The sequence below is a fragment of the Pseudomonas sp. HT11 genome, from assembly GCF_044875395.1.
Lineage (GTDB): Bacteria > Pseudomonadota > Gammaproteobacteria > Pseudomonadales > Pseudomonadaceae > Aquipseudomonas.
On sequence record NZ_CP173217.1, the window covers coordinates 5,563,976 to 5,580,905 of the forward strand.

Here is a 16,930-nt window from a genome sequence, read left to right on the forward strand (position 1 = left end):
AGGAGTCGAGGGGAATGGATAGCACCCAACTGGAAGGGGCGCGCTACCCCGCAGCCCTTGTCGACTGGGCCGGCCATCACTCGGGGGGAGTGAAGCGGCTTTTAGACAACGAAAGCGGGCAGCCCAACAAACTATTATTAAGGACAAGCCTTCTGGCTCGACTCCAAGCCTGGACAGAAAAGCTTCCGGCCGACAGCACGGGCATCCCGAGGATTATCCTTCTGGTTGGCGGACCAGGTAATGGAAAAACCGAAGCGATCGAATCCACAATCCACTGGCTAGACGCGAGCCTAGGCTGTGAGGGACGGCTCATCGAAGAGCTGTCAAAGGCGTTCCATCCATCCGCCGGCTTCAAAGTCCCACGAATAGTTAGCATCGATGCCGGAAGCCTTTCAAGATTCGATAGTAGTCTGAGCTTGGATATAGTTCAGGATGCCACTTCGACAGCTGGTCACGAGGGAAACACTGCACCAGCACTCCTCATCGAAGAGCTCGATAGGCTTCTGGATGGCCCACCATCCCAAGCTTATCTATGCTGCGTTAACCGTGGCGTCCTCGATGATGCGCTGATCCATGCTATCGACAATAATCTTGAGAAGCCACGAGCCATCCTCGAAGCTGTTACGAGGGCTGTGAGCCTGGCGTACGATGCACCCTCATGCTGGCCGCTCGAGGGTTTCCCATCGATTGCAGTCTGGCCAATGGATGCAGAATCTCTTCTAGTAAAGCCTGACGATGTGACTTCGGCGCCAGCGGAAATCCTCATTGGCCAGGCCACTGAATCCGAAATGTGGCCCGCAAAGGGAGCATGTCCAGCGGGCGAGAAATGCCCCTTCTGTACCAGCCAGACCATCTTGGCCAGAGACGAACACCGAACTGCGTTGCTAAAGATACTACGCTGGTATGAGCTAGCCAGCGGCAAGCGTTGGAGCTTCCGAGACCTTTTCTCCCTTACTTCGTATTTGCTGGCTGGGCACCATCCTGTAGTCCATGACTCAGCAAGACACACGCACCAATCAACGCCTTGCCAATGGGCCGAGAACCTCGTCGAACTTGACCACAAAGCAGCAGGGACAAAAAAGCACAACAGGCAAACACTCACTGCGATTTTCCACCTAGCAACGTCAAGCTACCAACATGCACTATTCCATCGTTGGGACAAGGATGCGGCGACCTCGCTCCGCCGTGATCTCAAGGACCTAGGTCTCGAGAAGGAGCTAGACGCCGAAGCAGGGCGAACCCTGATGGGGCTCGTGCACTTTCTTGCAGAGAGAAAGACACATTACCTTCCGGCTACAATTGCGCCATTGCTGGAAGGCCTCGTCGATACCTTAGATCCAGCATTCGCAAGTCCCGACAGTCAGGTCGCGGTAAGTAGCCAAAGCATGGTTAGCCTCGGCGACCTCGACATTCGCTTCAGTCGCTCCCTAGCCGGCGGAATAGAGTTCATCCGCAAATATAAAGTCTTATCGCGAAACGAGCTGGAGCTACTCAAGCGACTTTCTAATGCAGACGAAATGCTTTCAATGCCTATTGTCCGACGAAGGAGACCTGTCGCGGCCAGTCGTGTTCAACATTTACTCCGCGACTTTGCTTGCCGCCTAGTCCGCAGAAGTATTTGTACCCGAACGGCAGTAGTTGCCGATTTCAAGATCCTGCAGGCTTTCCAGCTGGTCGTCGAAGAAAATGACAAGCACCAGCTTTACGAGGTTGTACAGCAAGTGAAGGGACTGCTGAATACAGGTCAGGAATTCGAGGTCTCACTAACCACTACATTCGGACAACCTCTTCCACCCAAGCAACGTCAGGCGACATTGGTTGTGCCTCTACGCCAGGTTAGGATGCTGCCCCAGAACACTCCAGGACGGCCTCGCCCACCAATCTGTTACCTCGGGGTCGGCCATGTGCATTCGGCGCAAGCAATCCCCCTTACCTATGACTTGTTCAAGGCAGTGAAGGAGCTAGAGAGGGGATTATCCCCTGCTTCTCTCCCCCGTACGGTCTTGGCCCTATTAGATACAACAAAAGCTCGTCTTTCCGGTTCCATCGTCCGGGATGAGGAACTTCTCGAGCATGCCAAAATCCGCATCGGGTCAGATGGCACTGTAGTAGCGCGCTCATGGGATGGCTTAGTCGCGAGCAAGGAGGATGTCGAATGAGCCTTATGGAATTCAAGCAAGCACCTTGGCGCTTCTCCAACAGCATTTATCAGAAGTCGGCTCTAGCCATGAGCCCTGCGCCGGAATACGCAAGCTCAGAGGTCCTTCTAGCCTCGCTCTACCGGACGATAGGCTTTGAATCAGTAAGCGAAGGCAGCGTGCCACAGGCGGGACGTGACTTAGATCGGCGCATACAGAAACTTCGGGAAAAGAGCCAACTGCCGCCAAGTGGAGCCGTGATAGGCGTGGATGCCTGGCATACAGTGCTTCACGGGATATTGGAGAGCCCGAAGCTTCCTAACCAGTCTTCCAAACGCTTTGTGCAGGTTACTCCACTCGTGCCAGGAGCGGCGATCTTCTCCGGCTCCGCTCGGCTAAGTAGCAATTCCTGGCCTGCCGGCAGTTTGATACGCCGCATGGTCTGCCTGGGATCAAAGGATCAGGAATCGGCGCAGCGCCTTTGGAAAAATCTCTTTGACTCTCTAAGTGTCAATGATAAAGACGACTTCTTCGCCCGCTGGCTTGAGCAGGAGACATCGTCGTGGAATCAAGGCGCAGGAACATGGTCTCTAGCGCGGATCCCGGAAGAGGAAGCGACAACACTGACGGCGTCCGACTTTCAGGATATTCATTTTCTGCCAGCCAGACGATTTGCCAAGGACCTGCAAGCCATCATGCAGGCGAAAGACTCAATGACTCGCCGGCAATGGACTAGTTTATTAGAGGCTGTGTTGCGGCTAGGAGCAGTCTCCCATGTGACATGGTTATGTGACGTCCACGCGAGGATTTGGAGCTGTCTCTCCGCAGCACTTTCCGAAGGAGCTGCGCCTAACGAGAAAGAGGTAAGGATCGCAATTTTCCCTGAGTCCCCGCAATACATGGCTTACGGAGGAAAGGCTCTTCAAGGTATCAAAGACAAGGTTTCCAGCTACCTAAACGCCAGGCTGGGGATAAATACGCTCCTTTGGTCACTCAAGCAAATAGGAAGCCCCTACGAAGGCGATTTCTCCTCAAGTAAAGGAATTGCCGCACTTTGCCTGCATATTCAAAACCATAAAAATGCCCTCCTTCGCGCAGGGACTCTCGAAACCATTATCGATATACGCGAGCAAGAAGCTCGCGCGTTGCTATGCAGAAAAGGCATCGGCTCGAATCTGCTGGAGTTCGCGAGGCACGCGCTCGGGCAACGCCAGACTGCAGTCCCGTTGCTCAGGGGGTATGACCAGGGATATATCCTCAAGAAAAAAGGAAGCAGTCCATCCAGTCCATGGATCGTATCCCTTGGACCTGTAGCTGTGTTGGCTTTAGTCCACTGCGCCCTCGCCGGGATGGGTGGACCCCGCTCAATCCATAGACTAGGGCTACACCTCGAAGCCTATGGCGTGACCGTAGATAAACACGAAATTGCCAGGAATGACTTGGGGCACCAGCTAAGGATGCTAGGTCTTGTGCTCGATAGCCCAGATGCCGAGAGCGGCATGCTGCTATTGCCACCGTTCCACACGAGCCAAGTCCTTCAGGAGTACGATCATGAATAAACTCGCAAACTGGCTCGCGTCAATTGTCCGTGAAAAAGCTTTGGGTGCAACACAGGGGCTTAGCGGCAAGAAATTTGAGTACCGGCTGATTTTCCGCGGCCCCCCCCTTGAGATTCTCGAGCAAGTCTACGAGGAGCTCGCTCGTGATGGGGGAATTCAAGTCATGTCTGGAATAGACGGCAGCATGGTGACTCTACCAGTACTGCTCCAGTATCCAACTGACCAGATGAGTAGCCATAAGCTTCGTATCGGGGAGTCTGGCAAATGCGATAACGACCACTTGCTGGATGTACGAAATGATCCAAATAATTCCAGCTTCGTAGCCCTAGTTCCTGCGGGGCAGCACAACAACCTTTCGATCGAGTCTTCAAGTGATGTCTTCGGCATGAGTGCCGATCTCGAAAAATGGTGGGACGATGGTTTTGTGCAGCAATCGGTAAATGAGGCATTGCTCGTCGCAGGTATCGTAGATTCGCAGAGAGACGATGCGAAGCAATTAATCCGTGCAGCTGCCAGCTCCATCGACGAAGTGGACCCAGAACACGCCAACCACGCAGCTTCATGGCGCATGCTATCTCGCATATTTTCGATAGAGACCGCCCAACTACATCTCTCACCTGGAAATGCGCTTGCTCTGGCATGCGGTCTCCCCCCAATGGCAGACAATGGGATCTCCTCGAAGGCACAGCTCTCCGTCATAGCTAAAATTGCAGATGAGCTTGCTGATGGGTTCAAGACTGGTATTGAACGCCTAGCACACGGCGCCCCTGGCGAAATCGCTCAAGCTCTTCGAGAGTTGCTCCACCACCTTCAAGCAAGCTGCGACGTCCCTACTGCCTTTGAACGTGCAACCCAGGCTTTTTATTTGCCAGGGAAAACGCTAGCGCTAGTTTCTCCCCCCCTTTGGTGGACGCTGCTAACTATAGAGCAATGGACTGATCTGCTTGCCGAAGAGCCCGATGAAGTCATCGGAGAGATCAGCATTCGATGCACAAATAGTATTATTCCCGCAACCAAGGGCTTACCAGCGATCGTGCGTGACAAGGTGGAGCTAGCCATCTCTACGAGCGAAAGCGGTCAACCAGAAGAGTTTCTACTGACAGGGGGTTCCTATGGTAAGGCGCCAACTCCGTTACTAGCATCCTCTAGCGGAATTAATGAATACACAGATCTTCTCCCTCCCGCACACAAGACACCCATTACCTATAAGGTCACCTCTACGGGGTGCAAGCCTGCAAGTATCCGGGTCATTTCCTTAATAAACTGGAAGCCAGGGATACTGGTAACCTGCAGGCTAGCGACAAAACTGTCGCCGCCTAAGAAACCTAGTAAAAAGACTGCAGCGATGGACTGGGAGACATCCCTTTCGCTGCCTGGTTCGGGTCGATATGAACTGCGTCTCCACCTGTCACCAGGAGCAACCATTGGCAACGTGGAGGGCATGCCGGACGATGCTACTGAACTAGAAGGACAGCAACAATCCCTCGACGCGCGCCTCGTAGGAGAGGATGAATATCTAGTAGAAGTGGAGGCCGACGGTAAGTATCAACTAGATATAGCCTTCAACCTCTTGGGTGAGACCTCCCCTCAAACCTGCAGAGTTTACCTTGCTTGCGATGAGGCAAAGGAGGAAGGCTGCCGGAGCGAGTTCGAGCGCTTAATAAAGCTGAACCGCCGACATCTTGAAAAATTTGATACAAAGGCCGTCGTCCATCTGGACCGGAATGCGCGCGCCTCAAGTTTGCAGTCTTGGATACTTGAGGAGCAGAACGTAGCCAAATCGTTCAGACCCCTAGTGATAGCAGATGACTACGTATCTAGTTGGGTTCCACCCGACTGGAATGCCACTAATGGCCCCATTCTCTCGCAAGGCCGCTTCCTGCATGACCCGCGCCCCAATATCCTGAGTTTCCAGCCACCAAAGGGATTCGTGGAAACTCGCCAAGAGATTGCAAAATACATACGAGGCGATGACCAGTCGGGACTCATCGAGTCTGCGACGCTAGGAGCCTGGCTCTCGGAGGATACTGAGTTTCGCGTACTCGCCGAAACCTATCTCGATGCTTACATGTCTTGGCTCGACACCGACCCGGACATTGCTTGTTGGATAGATACCGTTGCGGTCTGCTCGCTAGAACTAGACGGACGAACCCTGAGTAGAATTCCAGAAGCCATCATCCTTTCCCCCCTTCATCCATTGCGACTTGCATGGCATTGTCTTGCCCAGAAAGTCCTACGGGACGAGGTGGAAGGCGACTCACCCTTGCCTTGTCCGGCGGCAAGTATTCTTGACCCAGATTGTGTTCCCGACCTGCTGACCATCTCGCTTCAGTCTCCGAGCGGCATTGAGCGGATTGACTTCCTGTCCGTCGAATGCAGTTCCGACTACTGGTCTGTCCTTTGGAATGGCTCTCGCCTGGGCCAGCTACCAGCCCGTACCCGACGCCCCCCCTTCGACAACACCTTCGGCCTAACTGTCGGCGGTATCTCAAGTGGATTCAGCCCAGCTCAGGTTTCGCGCGCACTCGACGATGTAACCAACCTTCTTGCAGCAAAGCCCATTATCAGTTTAGTAGTGTCTAGCGCAGGTGGTACCACTGATGCCTGCAACGAAGGTTTGACCAATTGGTGTACAAAGCGGTTCGGTAACGGAGGCGCGAACACACCTATGCAAAGCGTCGGTGCGAAGATTTTGGAAGTTTTCGATACTAGGCTTTCAGGAAGGCCTGACCAGGCCACTATCGCCAACCTCTCCGAGGACACCGATAACCACGTTCGCTGGTATGACAAACAACCGTTAGGCGCCACGCCGGATCTAGGCATCATTGCACAACTGGATTCGGCAGAACCTGGCTCCAAGGATGTAGGCATGCTGTCACCGATGGGTGTTGGCGGCCTAATCAGACACAGAGTCAGGCGTCAGCTTCAAGGCTCATTCCTAAGTGAATCCCGTCAAGGCCGGCAGATGCCTCCCTCTGGCGAACAATTCGCCGACAAGGTTTCAGCATGCATGCTTATGGTTGAAAGGATGAGGGACAGTAAGGTTGGACTCCAGTTCTCGCCTAGCGTTCACGCAGTGTCCGACATGCTTAAGGAAAATAGCGCCGGCTATGTTGCAGTCTCGTCTTCTGCAATTGACCCAGCTTGTTTTTTGGGTGGCTGGATCGAAGGCACTTACCTGTGGGACTACGACCTCCCTTCGTATTCCCATCGCGCAGGCGATACCAGCGGCTACTACCTCTTGTCGCAGGTCAAGCAAGCCGATCGTGATGCCTTACGCCGTGTTCTGAAGCCCCTTCCAGGATGCGACAACTTAGACGACTCAAAGATCGAGCAGATTCTTCTAGAGGTCGCTAGGAGAGGAATCCCCACCGTTCGCGGTCTCTCCGGGGACGATACAGGCGCTACAGGCGACCTGGGCCTATTCCTAGCGGTCCGACTCCTTCAAGACCAGTTCCGGACCGAAGGAAACCTGAACAGCTTGTTACCAGTGCTCGCGGGTTCGCCAGAGGAAATCACAATCGCGATAATCGTTCCCGTCGACCCGTTCAGAGGTTATCTTGCCGACCTTGCACGCTCCCTCGGCAAGGAGCGCAAAGAAACCTCCCTTTCACGCCCCGACTTGCTTGTCGTCGGCGTGCGAATCAGCAGCGACAAAGTTCATCTGCATCTGACGCCGATAGAGGTCAAGTGCCGCCAAGGAAGCGTGTTCGGAGCCACCGACTCCGTCGAAGCCCTTTCTCAAGCCAGAGCACTCTCAAAACTCTTGCAAGCCATCGAGGAACGCGCCAATAAATCTTTGGCATGGAGCCTGGCCTACCAACATCTACTACTCTCGATGATTGGCTTTGGCTTACGAGTCTACAGTCAGCATCAGGCAGTAGAAGGACAAGCTACCCGCTGGGCCGGGTACCACGAGCTAATCGCCGCAGCGATCCTCGATCCTGACTCGAGACCTACTCTAGACCTACGGGGACGACTTATCGTCGTCGACGAATCAAGCCTCAGCGGCCCACATAATCGTGATGGCGACAATTTTGACGAGACGATTGTCATTTCAAGCAAGGATGCAGGTCGTATCGTACTCGACAGTGATCCACAGTCGTTCTACGACGCCGTGCGGGCCAAGGTGGGCGATTGGGAATTATTGCCTCCCCTGCTCGCCCAGACTACCAGCTTGCCTCCTTTCGACAGTTCTGCAGCGGAAAGCGAGCAGTCGGTAGACTCTTCGATAAATTCAAACAACGTACCCGTTGTGCAGTTAATCAATGAAGAAACATCCTCCAGCAATTCAAATGGAGAGATCGCATCTTCCTTGCCTCCTGACGAGTTAGGCAGCGGAGTAATCCTTTCCGTAGGTAAAACAGTTGATGGTTTCGAGCCAAGACAGCTAAGTTTGAACATATCCGATACTCGACTCAATCAGTTGAACATCGGTGTGGCAGGTGACCTCGGCACAGGCAAGACCCAATTTCTCAAATCGCTTATCCTGCAGATATCCAGAGCCAGCGATGCAAACCGTGGGATCAAGCCACGCTTCTTGATCTTCGACTATAAGAGCGACTTTAGTAGCCCGGATTTCGTAGAGGCTACTGGGGCAAAGGTGGTGAAGCCCTACCACCTACCTCTGAACCTATTTGATACCACCGGAATGGGGGAATCCTCAGCACCATGGTTGGATCGGTTCCGGTTTTTCGCAGATGTCCTCGACAAGGTGTACTCGGGCATAGGTCCAGTGCAGCGGGACAAACTTAAAGCAGCTGTCCGTAACGCTTACGAATCAGCTAATACTCAAGACCGCCAGCCTACGATCTACGATATCCATGCGGAGTACAGAGAAATACTTGGCGGGAAGTCGGACGCTCCAATGGCAATTATTGACGATCTGGTGGACATGGAGGTGTTTGCAAAGACCAAAGGTGAGACAAAACCTTTCGACGAATTCTTCGATGGCGTCGTGGTGATATCCCTGAGCTCAATGGGACAAGATGACCGAAGCAAAAACATGCTCGTCGCCATCTTACTAAACATGTTTTACGAGAACATGCTCAAGGTGCCCAAGCGAGCGTTTACAGGCACCGACCCGCAGCTCAGAGCGATCGACTCCTACCTATTGGTGGACGAAGCCGACAATATCATGCGCTACGAGTTCGACGTTCTACGCAAGCTGTTGCTACAGGGGCGGGAGTTCGGCACTGGCGTGATACTAGCCTCGCAATTCCTTAGGCACTTTAAGGTCGGTGCGACCGACTACAGGGAGCCTTTACTGTCCTGGTTCATCCACAAGGTACCAAACATCACGCCTGCCGAACTGGGCGTCCTTGGCTTTACATCGGATCTTGCTGAACTATCAGAGCGTGTGAAGACCTTACCTAACCATCACTGTCTCTATAAGTCTTTCGATGTTTCGGGAGAGGTAATTCGTGGCCTACCCTTCTACGAACTGGTTAAGGAGGGAGATGAAAGCCCGGCCTAGGAGCTCTCGATCTGGAGGTCGGATATGACCGACTTCCTCTCTCCTAAAGAGCGGTCAGAGAGGATGGCCCGAATTAAGGGGAGTAACACTCGCCCAGAAATAGCACTGCGCAAAGTGTTGCATGGTCTCGGCCTGCGCTACCGTCTGAATGGGGCTGGCTTGCCCGGCAAGCCTGACCTTGTATTTCCACGGTATAAGGCCGTGGTTTTCGTTCACGGATGCTTCTGGCACCGGCATTCCAACTGCAGCATTGCCACAACACCGAAAAGCAATACAGCATTTTGGGTGGAGAAATTCGAGAAAAATGTCGCCCGGGATAATCGTGTGACATCGTCTCTAAGGGAATCAGGATGGAAAGTATTCGTCATTTGGGAATGTGAGGTCGGGTCTGCCAAAAAGGCAAAGGTGACAGGAGAGCGACTCGCGAAATTTATACGCAAGAATCTGGAGGATGTTGGTCGAGAATAAAAGCCTGAGTCCCCGACCAACAAATCTTTGCTCGCGATCCGTTGTTCCGGATGACCGAACATTCTAGGGTAAAGGAACTATTCCTCACTTCCTTCCGAGTCCAAGCATGCCTTAACATCGACCATGTGCACGTGCGTGAAGTAGAGAGGTGTCACGTCGCCGCCCAAGGCTATCTCGATCTCGTTACTTTCAGATTTGGCGACGAGATCATGCATTGAGTTACGTTGTTCGTTGGCATACAGGTACGCAGCGGCGTGGTTTGGACAAAGTGCAAGGTAAGCCTCTCGGTAGCGCTTGGGCGAATCAACCAGGAGCTCCACTGCCTCGAAATAATACGCCCCTGTAGGTAATTTGAACGGAAGCTCGCCCTTGCATGCCTGGCAAACCATTTGCCCGTTCGAGTTGGTGTACTGATCAGCGAGATAAACCTTCGCCGCTGCCTTTGCCTCAGCAACCCCTATTTGCACAGAACGCTGCCGCTGCACGGAAGTCTTTTCTGGGGTCTTTGCGGCCTCATCTCCCACACGTTGCTGACGAAGCTCAGAGTTTCGAACAAGTCGTTCCGGAAGCTCAATTGGTTCAGGATCGAAATTTGTCGCCGATTCGAGGATGCGCCGCTGCAATTCTACCGGAAGCTTGCTGAATGCTTGAGCCCGCTCCAGTTCCTCTTCCGAGTTGAACCCAAACTCAGTGCGGTGCGCCGCACGGATAGTGTTGTCAGCAACTCGTTTCTTGTCATCTGTCCCAAACTCGACAAACTCAAGCCACTTGAACCCGGCATCGACTGGGAAGCCCTCCGGCAATCGCGAAGCATTGGCGGCACTAGGCTTGACGAAGGCACCGTCTTTCTGTGGGACCCACGCTAGGTTTCGGAGCCAACAGATGAGCTGCGAGTTAGCATAGCGCGCACCACTGCTCTCGTTCTTTCGATAGCAGGCTTGCAGTACACGATAGCTCGCACGACACATTGCCGCCCACACCAACCTTGCCCCTTCGACTGTGTTTATTTTCAACATGTCGTAGGCGCGCTGGGTTAGTGTGAAATCGCGGTTTATGGGCGATGTGTATCTCTCGCCGGCAACCTGTCTAAGGTACGAGTAATTCACGTTCTTCTCACAGGTCGTCTCGACGTAGAGCCCATTGAGCTCTCGCTCAACGCCAGCGAACTCGAAGAACTTGACCAGCTTTCCGAGTTCGATCGGCTGATCCTTGTACCAAGCACTAAGTGGCCATCTCCTAATTCTGTCGTCCTTGATGGATTCATAGAAGGCACGAAGTCCCGTATTTACGAATGGTGCGTCCAGATATGCATGCTCTGCTTGGCCCCACTCAAAGTCGGGTGAGTCAATCTGAAATAGAAATGCATCCGCCATAATCTCTCGGCTCTGCGGGTTCTTCTCAGCAAACGCCATGAGCCGTTTGAGGTCTGCCAGGTAGACCTTATCGGAAGGAGCCTCTCCTTCCGCACCGTAACGAGACTGGAGAAGAAGGGTGATTTCCTCGAGTTCGCCGGGGACCTTCACCCCGATACTGGCGAGGAACTTCCGCGCCTCCGACTGCTGTCCCTTCTTAGCTCCGAACGTGAATACTTCCTCATCGACTCGAGGCCAGGGATCCTCCGCACTTGCTAGGCCGGTCTGAAAGTAGGCGCCCTCCGGCAGACGGTAAGTTCCATCGGCCATGCGAACAATCTGAGTCTCGTCCAACGAGAAGTAGTCCTCCTCCTCCTCGCAGTACTTGTTCAGAATGGCATATAGTGCTTGATGCCATTCTGGTGACTTGGAACCTAGCCACTTCAATACCGATGGGTCGACCCGCGCATTGGTCCAAGAGTAAGAGGTAACACACGCACGTGCCTCAAAGAAGTCCTTTAGGTCCTCGACATCCCAAGTTGGAATGCCAAGACTGCTCAGAAACTTGTCTTGGTTCTGATTCCTCTGGGTTGCACCAATGGCCCATGTTGGTTTGTCTTGCCGCTCAGTCACAAAGGCAAGGTCTTCATCGGAAAGCAATGCTTTGATCGATGCCCGTGACTGCCAAAGCCGCGAGCTGGGCGCAAAGCCCCCAGCGTACGTAGGCACAAGGGCTTGGGATTTCATCTCTTCTATAATGGCCGTACGAATAATCTTATATCGGTCTGCCAATGGGTCATCGTTGTTCGGAAGTACTGCCAGGAAGTCTCCAGTGAGAAGCCCCATGTTCTTTATTGAATGAAGTGCCCGCGCGCTCAGCTTCGCGAGTTGGTCAATGAGTGGGGTGTTCTCCGGAGAGTTCTTGATGCTTGCTCGGCTCAGCTCTGGTATGAAGGGTGCGTGCAAGTGATATCGAAGGCCCGAGGACTCCTTTTCCGCTGGAAAGAAGACTGAAACCTTCCCCTTGACTGCGGGAGCAATACGCAACTGCTCTGCAATCGACCTGGTTTGGTCGAAGGAGCTTTGCTCACTACGGAAAACCAACTCGAATGCGACAGCAACACTCTGATGCTCAACACCATCAACCGGAGCCGTGAACTGATGGACATTCTCGACAGGGGCGGAAAATCTAAGCCAGTGAGAGCTGTAAACGTCACGACCATCGATTTGCTTCAGCACCTCAATGTGTGACTCTGAGTGCTTATTTCTTCGTACAGCGCCTTCCTGACTGCCAACCTTCCACCGAATCAACTGAAGATTGCTCAGAAACAGTAGCGTCGTCTCAGACAGCAGCTCCAAGCCCGACTTGACCTCTTCATAGGCATCTTTGACGTTCTTCTTCGGGGTGTTGAATGGAAACTCGAAACGCGTCTTTTCACCCAGACCGGGATGCTGAGACACTGCCTGAGGCATCACCAGCTTCAAAATCTTGAAGCTGTAGTCCCTCGAGTAGATGATGGGCGTCTCAGTGTAGACAAACACAGACTTGAACCCGACGCCGAACTTGCCTATGCGGTCAGGGTTGTTCTTCTTGCTACTGTTGTGAATTCCTGTGATTGCTCGAATGTCGGCTTCATTGAAATGCCGACCACCGTTGTGCTCGAAATAGCATGCGTGAAGCCCTAGCTCAAACGTGACTTCGGTGGCGCCAGCGTCCTCTGCGTTCTGAAGAAGCTCGTAGATGAAGTGAGCTTCGTCTGGGTAGAAGTCTTCGAAGATACTGAGGTTGATGTCCCCCTGATTGGCCTCGATGCCATCAAGGAAGCGCTGACGCTGCTCAGCAAGATCCTTCAAAAAGCTCATGTCGGCCTCCTGACTTCTAGAATACCGAACACCGTAGGTGTGGCTCGAATGTCGCCACTTTCGGCAGCCCGACGTAAGGCGGCAATACGCATATCAAAGTCAACTTGCGCACGCTCTAGCTCGGACTGTTTCATCACACGAATCTTGTCGTTCGTGGCACGCCCTATATGTTCTTCCAATAAGGCCTTACGAGCGGTAAAGCTGGCCGTCAGGCTCTGAATTCGCACGCCAACAAGCTGCCGATTGTCTTCGGCGTGTTGTGTCGATTTTGCCAGCCACAGCTGGTGATGGACACCATCCAGGCCATCCCAGACTTGCTGCGATGGCATCTCAACGCTAGGCGCGTCAGTTGCCCCTTGAAGTAACTCCAGTAGTGCTTCTGCGATGGATGCTTCAGCAGCCACAGGCACCAGTTCTTCATCGTGCTTCACGCCCTGCCTATACCAGCGGTAAAGCGCAAATGGATACGTGCCAACAGGCAAAGTCTCGTGCATAACCGAAACCTTAACGATGACCACCTCCGCCTCTTTGAGGAAGGCCGCCGCTTGGCGGAGCAATGGGTGCCCCAGGGAGAGAAGCACCGCTGATGGATTTTCTACAGCACACTCTTGCTCGAACGTGGCTTGCAGCGTTGGCACAGAGCCTTTGAGCCACCTCTCCCATCCTCGATGCATCGGGTCTGTTGAACGCGGAAGCTTGCGGAAGTCCTCGAGCAACGTAGCGCGGGCCTCTTGGCTGAGACGCAAGGTTTTCAGTGGTTTGTCGCCAAGTAGGAAATCCTGCTCTTTTCCAAGACGTCGGCCCAGATAGGATGCCACTGCACGGCTAAGCGCATGAGGTTCAAGCCAATGGTTCCGGGACTGCGCCAGACGCTGTTCCCAGCTCGCCGCAGCGATATTGAGTCCAAACAGCTCGCCCTGGCGCTCTTCGAGGCGCTGCTCTTCCTCGATTTGTCGAATCTTATTGTCGGACAGCTGCTGAAGTCGTTGGGCCCGCTCCTCTTCGCTGAGGCTGAAGGTCTCAGCGATGCTGTGAAGCTCTCGCGTGATGTCACCCAGGATTTCCTCATTGCCGCCAATGGCGTGCTGGAACACTCCGATGCGAGATAGGCAGCGGTCATAAATTTCCGCGTCAATCGTCCCAGGTGTGACCAGATTGAAGATGCCCACCGCATCGCTTTGCTGCCCATAGCGGTCGATACGGCCAATGCGCTGCTCGATTCGCATCGGGTTCCAAGGCAGATCGAAGTTGATGAGGCAATCGCAGAACTGGAAGTCCAGACCTTCACAACCGACCTCCGAGGATAAGAGCACATCAATTGCGTCTTCATCTTCCTTGGGCAAAGAGAAGCGGTAGCGCAGCGACGCCCGGTTTTCATCGGAGATACCTCCGTGCACTAGGCCAAAGCGGATGTTGGCCGCCTTCAGCTTGCCAACGAGATAGTGAAGGGTGTGCCTGAAGGTACTGAAGACCAAGAGCTTGTTGCGAGGCATGGTCAGTTTGTCAGTGACCACCTGCATGAAGGCTTCTGCTTTCGGGTCCTTCGGATCCAGACGCTTGGCCCGCTCGACAAGCGACTCGATGTCCTCGCTAATTTGGTCCACGAAGTCGAAGGAGCGCTCTTCAACGTCTTCACCGTCGTCCTCAGCTTCAAGACGGGCTAACTTGCCCAAAAGGATGTCCTCGAGAGCTGGAGCCAAGCCATATAGGCTGCTAGCAGCCTGTCGGCTGATCGTTGTCATCATGAACTTGACGTTCTGATTGCCATGCAGCCGAGCGAAAATGCGTGCGATGACGGAGAGTAGGTCGTCGTGAAGAGCCTTTTGGCTTGGGGTGAACTCAGTGGTAACCGTCTCAGCCTTTCGGGTCGTGAACTCACCGATGTCGCGGCGCCTGGTGCGATTGATGAGCGAACTAAAAGTGTAGAGATCTTCCAGGGCCTGGATGGTCTTAATGCGAGCAGCGCCGTCCTCAGATCCTGAGGCTAGCCCGTCATAGATGTGCTGGAACCCTGGGTTCACCGCGAGCACCTCGCGCCCCCAAGTAGTGCTGGCAACGCTACGAAGTTGCTCTCGCACTTCCTCTGTCCAGCCTGAACTTCCCCGACGGCAGGCCTGAATGCCGGCGTTGATAAACTGGTTAGGCTCAGCCATCTGGTTGAAGCTGGCCGGATCAATGATGACGTCGGGGCGCAGGACATTGAGCAGCGTGTAGAGGTCTTCACGACCAAGTTGCACCGGGGTAGCCGAAAGAAATACCACCGCCTCCGCATTATCCGCAAAGTAGCGCACTGCTTGGTGCAGAAACGTATCTGCATTGCGGATGTGATGCGCTTCATCAACGATGACTAGGTCGAACTTCGGTGAGGGATCCAGCTCAAGCAGACCAAGGTCTCGCGCCTTCCCCTTACCCGGCTTGCCAAACAGTAGATCGCCGTCGAACAGTGAGGTCGGAAGAATGGCTTTCTCGTATTGGGCAGGCCACTCACCACTGAGGTGTGTTTCTTTAATACAGTGGCGGAGCAGTGAACCGTCGAACGCGACGAAGTGCTCATCAAAGCGCTTCATTTCCAGTTCCCACTTGCGCTCGGCTACCAGGGTTTTGGGGCAGATGATGAGGACGGACTTGATGTCACTACGGGCCTGCAACTCCTTGAGGATGAGCCCAGCCTCGATTGTCTTACCCACACCAACTTCGTCTGCAACAAGCAGGCGTGGCCGGTCTGCTCGAATGAGCTTGAATATCGGTCGGTACTGGTACGGAACAAACCGAACGCGGCCGGAATTCAATGAGTAGAGCGTAGAGGCCGACGGCGAGGACAGTTGCACCGCACTGAGCATTGCGGAGAGCTCGGTCGCGGTCAGGACCTTATGGCTTTCAGCTGGCTCATCCAGTGCTTGGAGCTGGCTTTCATAGTAAATCTGCCTCGCTCCATTCTCGAAGACCCGGTAGCGGGTCTCTGCCTCTACGCTCGGAACTACCTCCAAAACGGGGAACACGGCGCTTGGATTCGAGCGCAGGCAGAGTAGCTCTCCAACTGAAAACTTTTGTGCCGATTTTGGCGCGAGCGCAGGGCTCTCTGCAGTTAGGACGGCCTGGGCAGAGCCCTGTATTGACGCTGCTGGCACTTGAGTTTGTGATGCCATCCTGGCCAGAGTAGCTTGCTTGAACTCTTCGACTCGGTTTAGAAGAGCATCATCAGCATTAATGACGTAAAGGAACCGCTTCAGAGTATCAGCGTCTCGATAAGCGTCCGTGGAGTTCAAGCCACCTGCAGGAGCATGAGCCCACCGATTGCGAACGCTTTGCAGCTCCTTAACCCAATTTCTCGCCTCTCTCGGGAGGGGCTCGGACCCTGCCACTTCAGTCCAGTTCTGATCAAGCACGCGAAGGATAGCGGCTAGGTCAAGCCCTGAGAGAGACTGGATGCGCTTTTCCTCGACGATTCGTTGCTGCTGAAAGGTCAAACGGTTAAAGACATTGTCGACCCACCACCTTGGGCTTAGCGAAGGAAGTTTTGTCTCCAGCCAAAGTGCTATCACCGCTCCCGATGCATGCAGCAACTCGTTCATTCCAGTTCCTCAGAAAACGTTGTCGTTGGTATCCAACGGTAGCCTAATGGCGGACAACCGCTACAACGCTACATGAACGACGTTTGGCAGCTTCGGCTCAAGCACAACTGATTGAGATGCCTATTTCGGCAAAGCTTAGCCGGTTGGCGCCTACGATTTGGTTTTTCACAACGGTTCGAGAAAAATCGCCGAGACGTCTGATTCAACAATCATGAAAAGATCACCACTTAAAATAGGCGGACACGATCGCCCTAAGCATTGGGATCAGGAAGGTGTGTTGGCTGGACGCTTACGCCTGCCGTAACTCCGACATTGAAGCATCAGGTTTGTAAAACCGGTCTCACCCTCATTCCTCTTTCCGAGGCTTGGTGGGGCAGTCACCCGACTTGCCATTTTTTATGCTCCCATTGGAACAAATTTCAGGACAGAATCGGTTACGCACAAACGAAATGGGGGGACAAATGGGGGGACAAAACTTCAAGTGACCGTATACGCCAGCAAA

6 protein-coding genes are annotated in these 16,930 nt (G+C 53.7%); 4 read left to right on the forward strand and 2 right to left on the reverse strand.

Annotated features, from left to right (window positions below; genetic code table 11):
* Positions 1 to 14 precede the first annotated feature (14 nt).
* The 4 genes from ABWL43_RS25720 to ABWL43_RS25735 are packed head-to-tail and all read left to right on the forward strand — an operon-like array spanning position 15 to position 9,641.
* Positions 15 to 2,159 (forward strand): hypothetical protein, encoded by a 2,145-nt coding sequence (locus ABWL43_RS25720; protein WP_404485240.1) that lies wholly within the window; start codon positions 15 to 17, stop codon positions 2,157 to 2,159.
* Positions 2,156 to 3,697: a hypothetical protein gene (locus tag ABWL43_RS25725; RefSeq protein WP_404485243.1), complete on the forward strand. Its 1,542-nt coding sequence runs from the start codon at positions 2,156 to 2,158 to the stop codon at positions 3,695 to 3,697. Before ABWL43_RS25720 ends, ABWL43_RS25725 begins: the two co-directional genes overlap by 4 nt.
* On the forward strand, positions 3,690 to 9,173 hold the full coding sequence (locus ABWL43_RS25730; RefSeq protein ID WP_404485245.1) for an ATP-binding protein: 5,484 nt from the start codon (positions 3,690 to 3,692) through the stop codon (positions 9,171 to 9,173). Before ABWL43_RS25725 ends, ABWL43_RS25730 begins: the two co-directional genes overlap by 8 nt.
* A gap of 24 nt (positions 9,174 to 9,197) precedes the next feature.
* A complete protein-coding gene (locus ABWL43_RS25735) occupies positions 9,198 to 9,641 on the forward strand; it encodes a very short patch repair endonuclease (RefSeq protein ID WP_404485247.1) in 444 nt (147 codons plus the stop codon).
* A 77-nt stretch (positions 9,642 to 9,718) separates the two neighbouring features.
* On the opposite strand, the gene ABWL43_RS25740 is transcribed toward ABWL43_RS25735, so the two are convergent.
* Both ABWL43_RS25740 and ABWL43_RS25745 read right to left on the reverse strand, forming a co-directional pair.
* Positions 9,719 to 12,856 (reverse strand): sacsin N-terminal ATP-binding-like domain-containing protein, encoded by a 3,138-nt coding sequence (locus ABWL43_RS25740; protein ID WP_404485250.1) that lies wholly within the window; start codon positions 12,854 to 12,856, stop codon positions 9,719 to 9,721.
* On the reverse strand, positions 12,853 to 16,428 hold the full coding sequence (locus ABWL43_RS25745) for a DEAD/DEAH box helicase (RefSeq protein ID WP_404485252.1): 3,576 nt from the start codon (positions 16,426 to 16,428) through the stop codon (positions 12,853 to 12,855). The genes ABWL43_RS25740 and ABWL43_RS25745 overlap by 4 nt, the downstream gene beginning before the upstream one ends.
* Between the last annotated feature and the right edge of the window lie 502 nt (positions 16,429 to 16,930).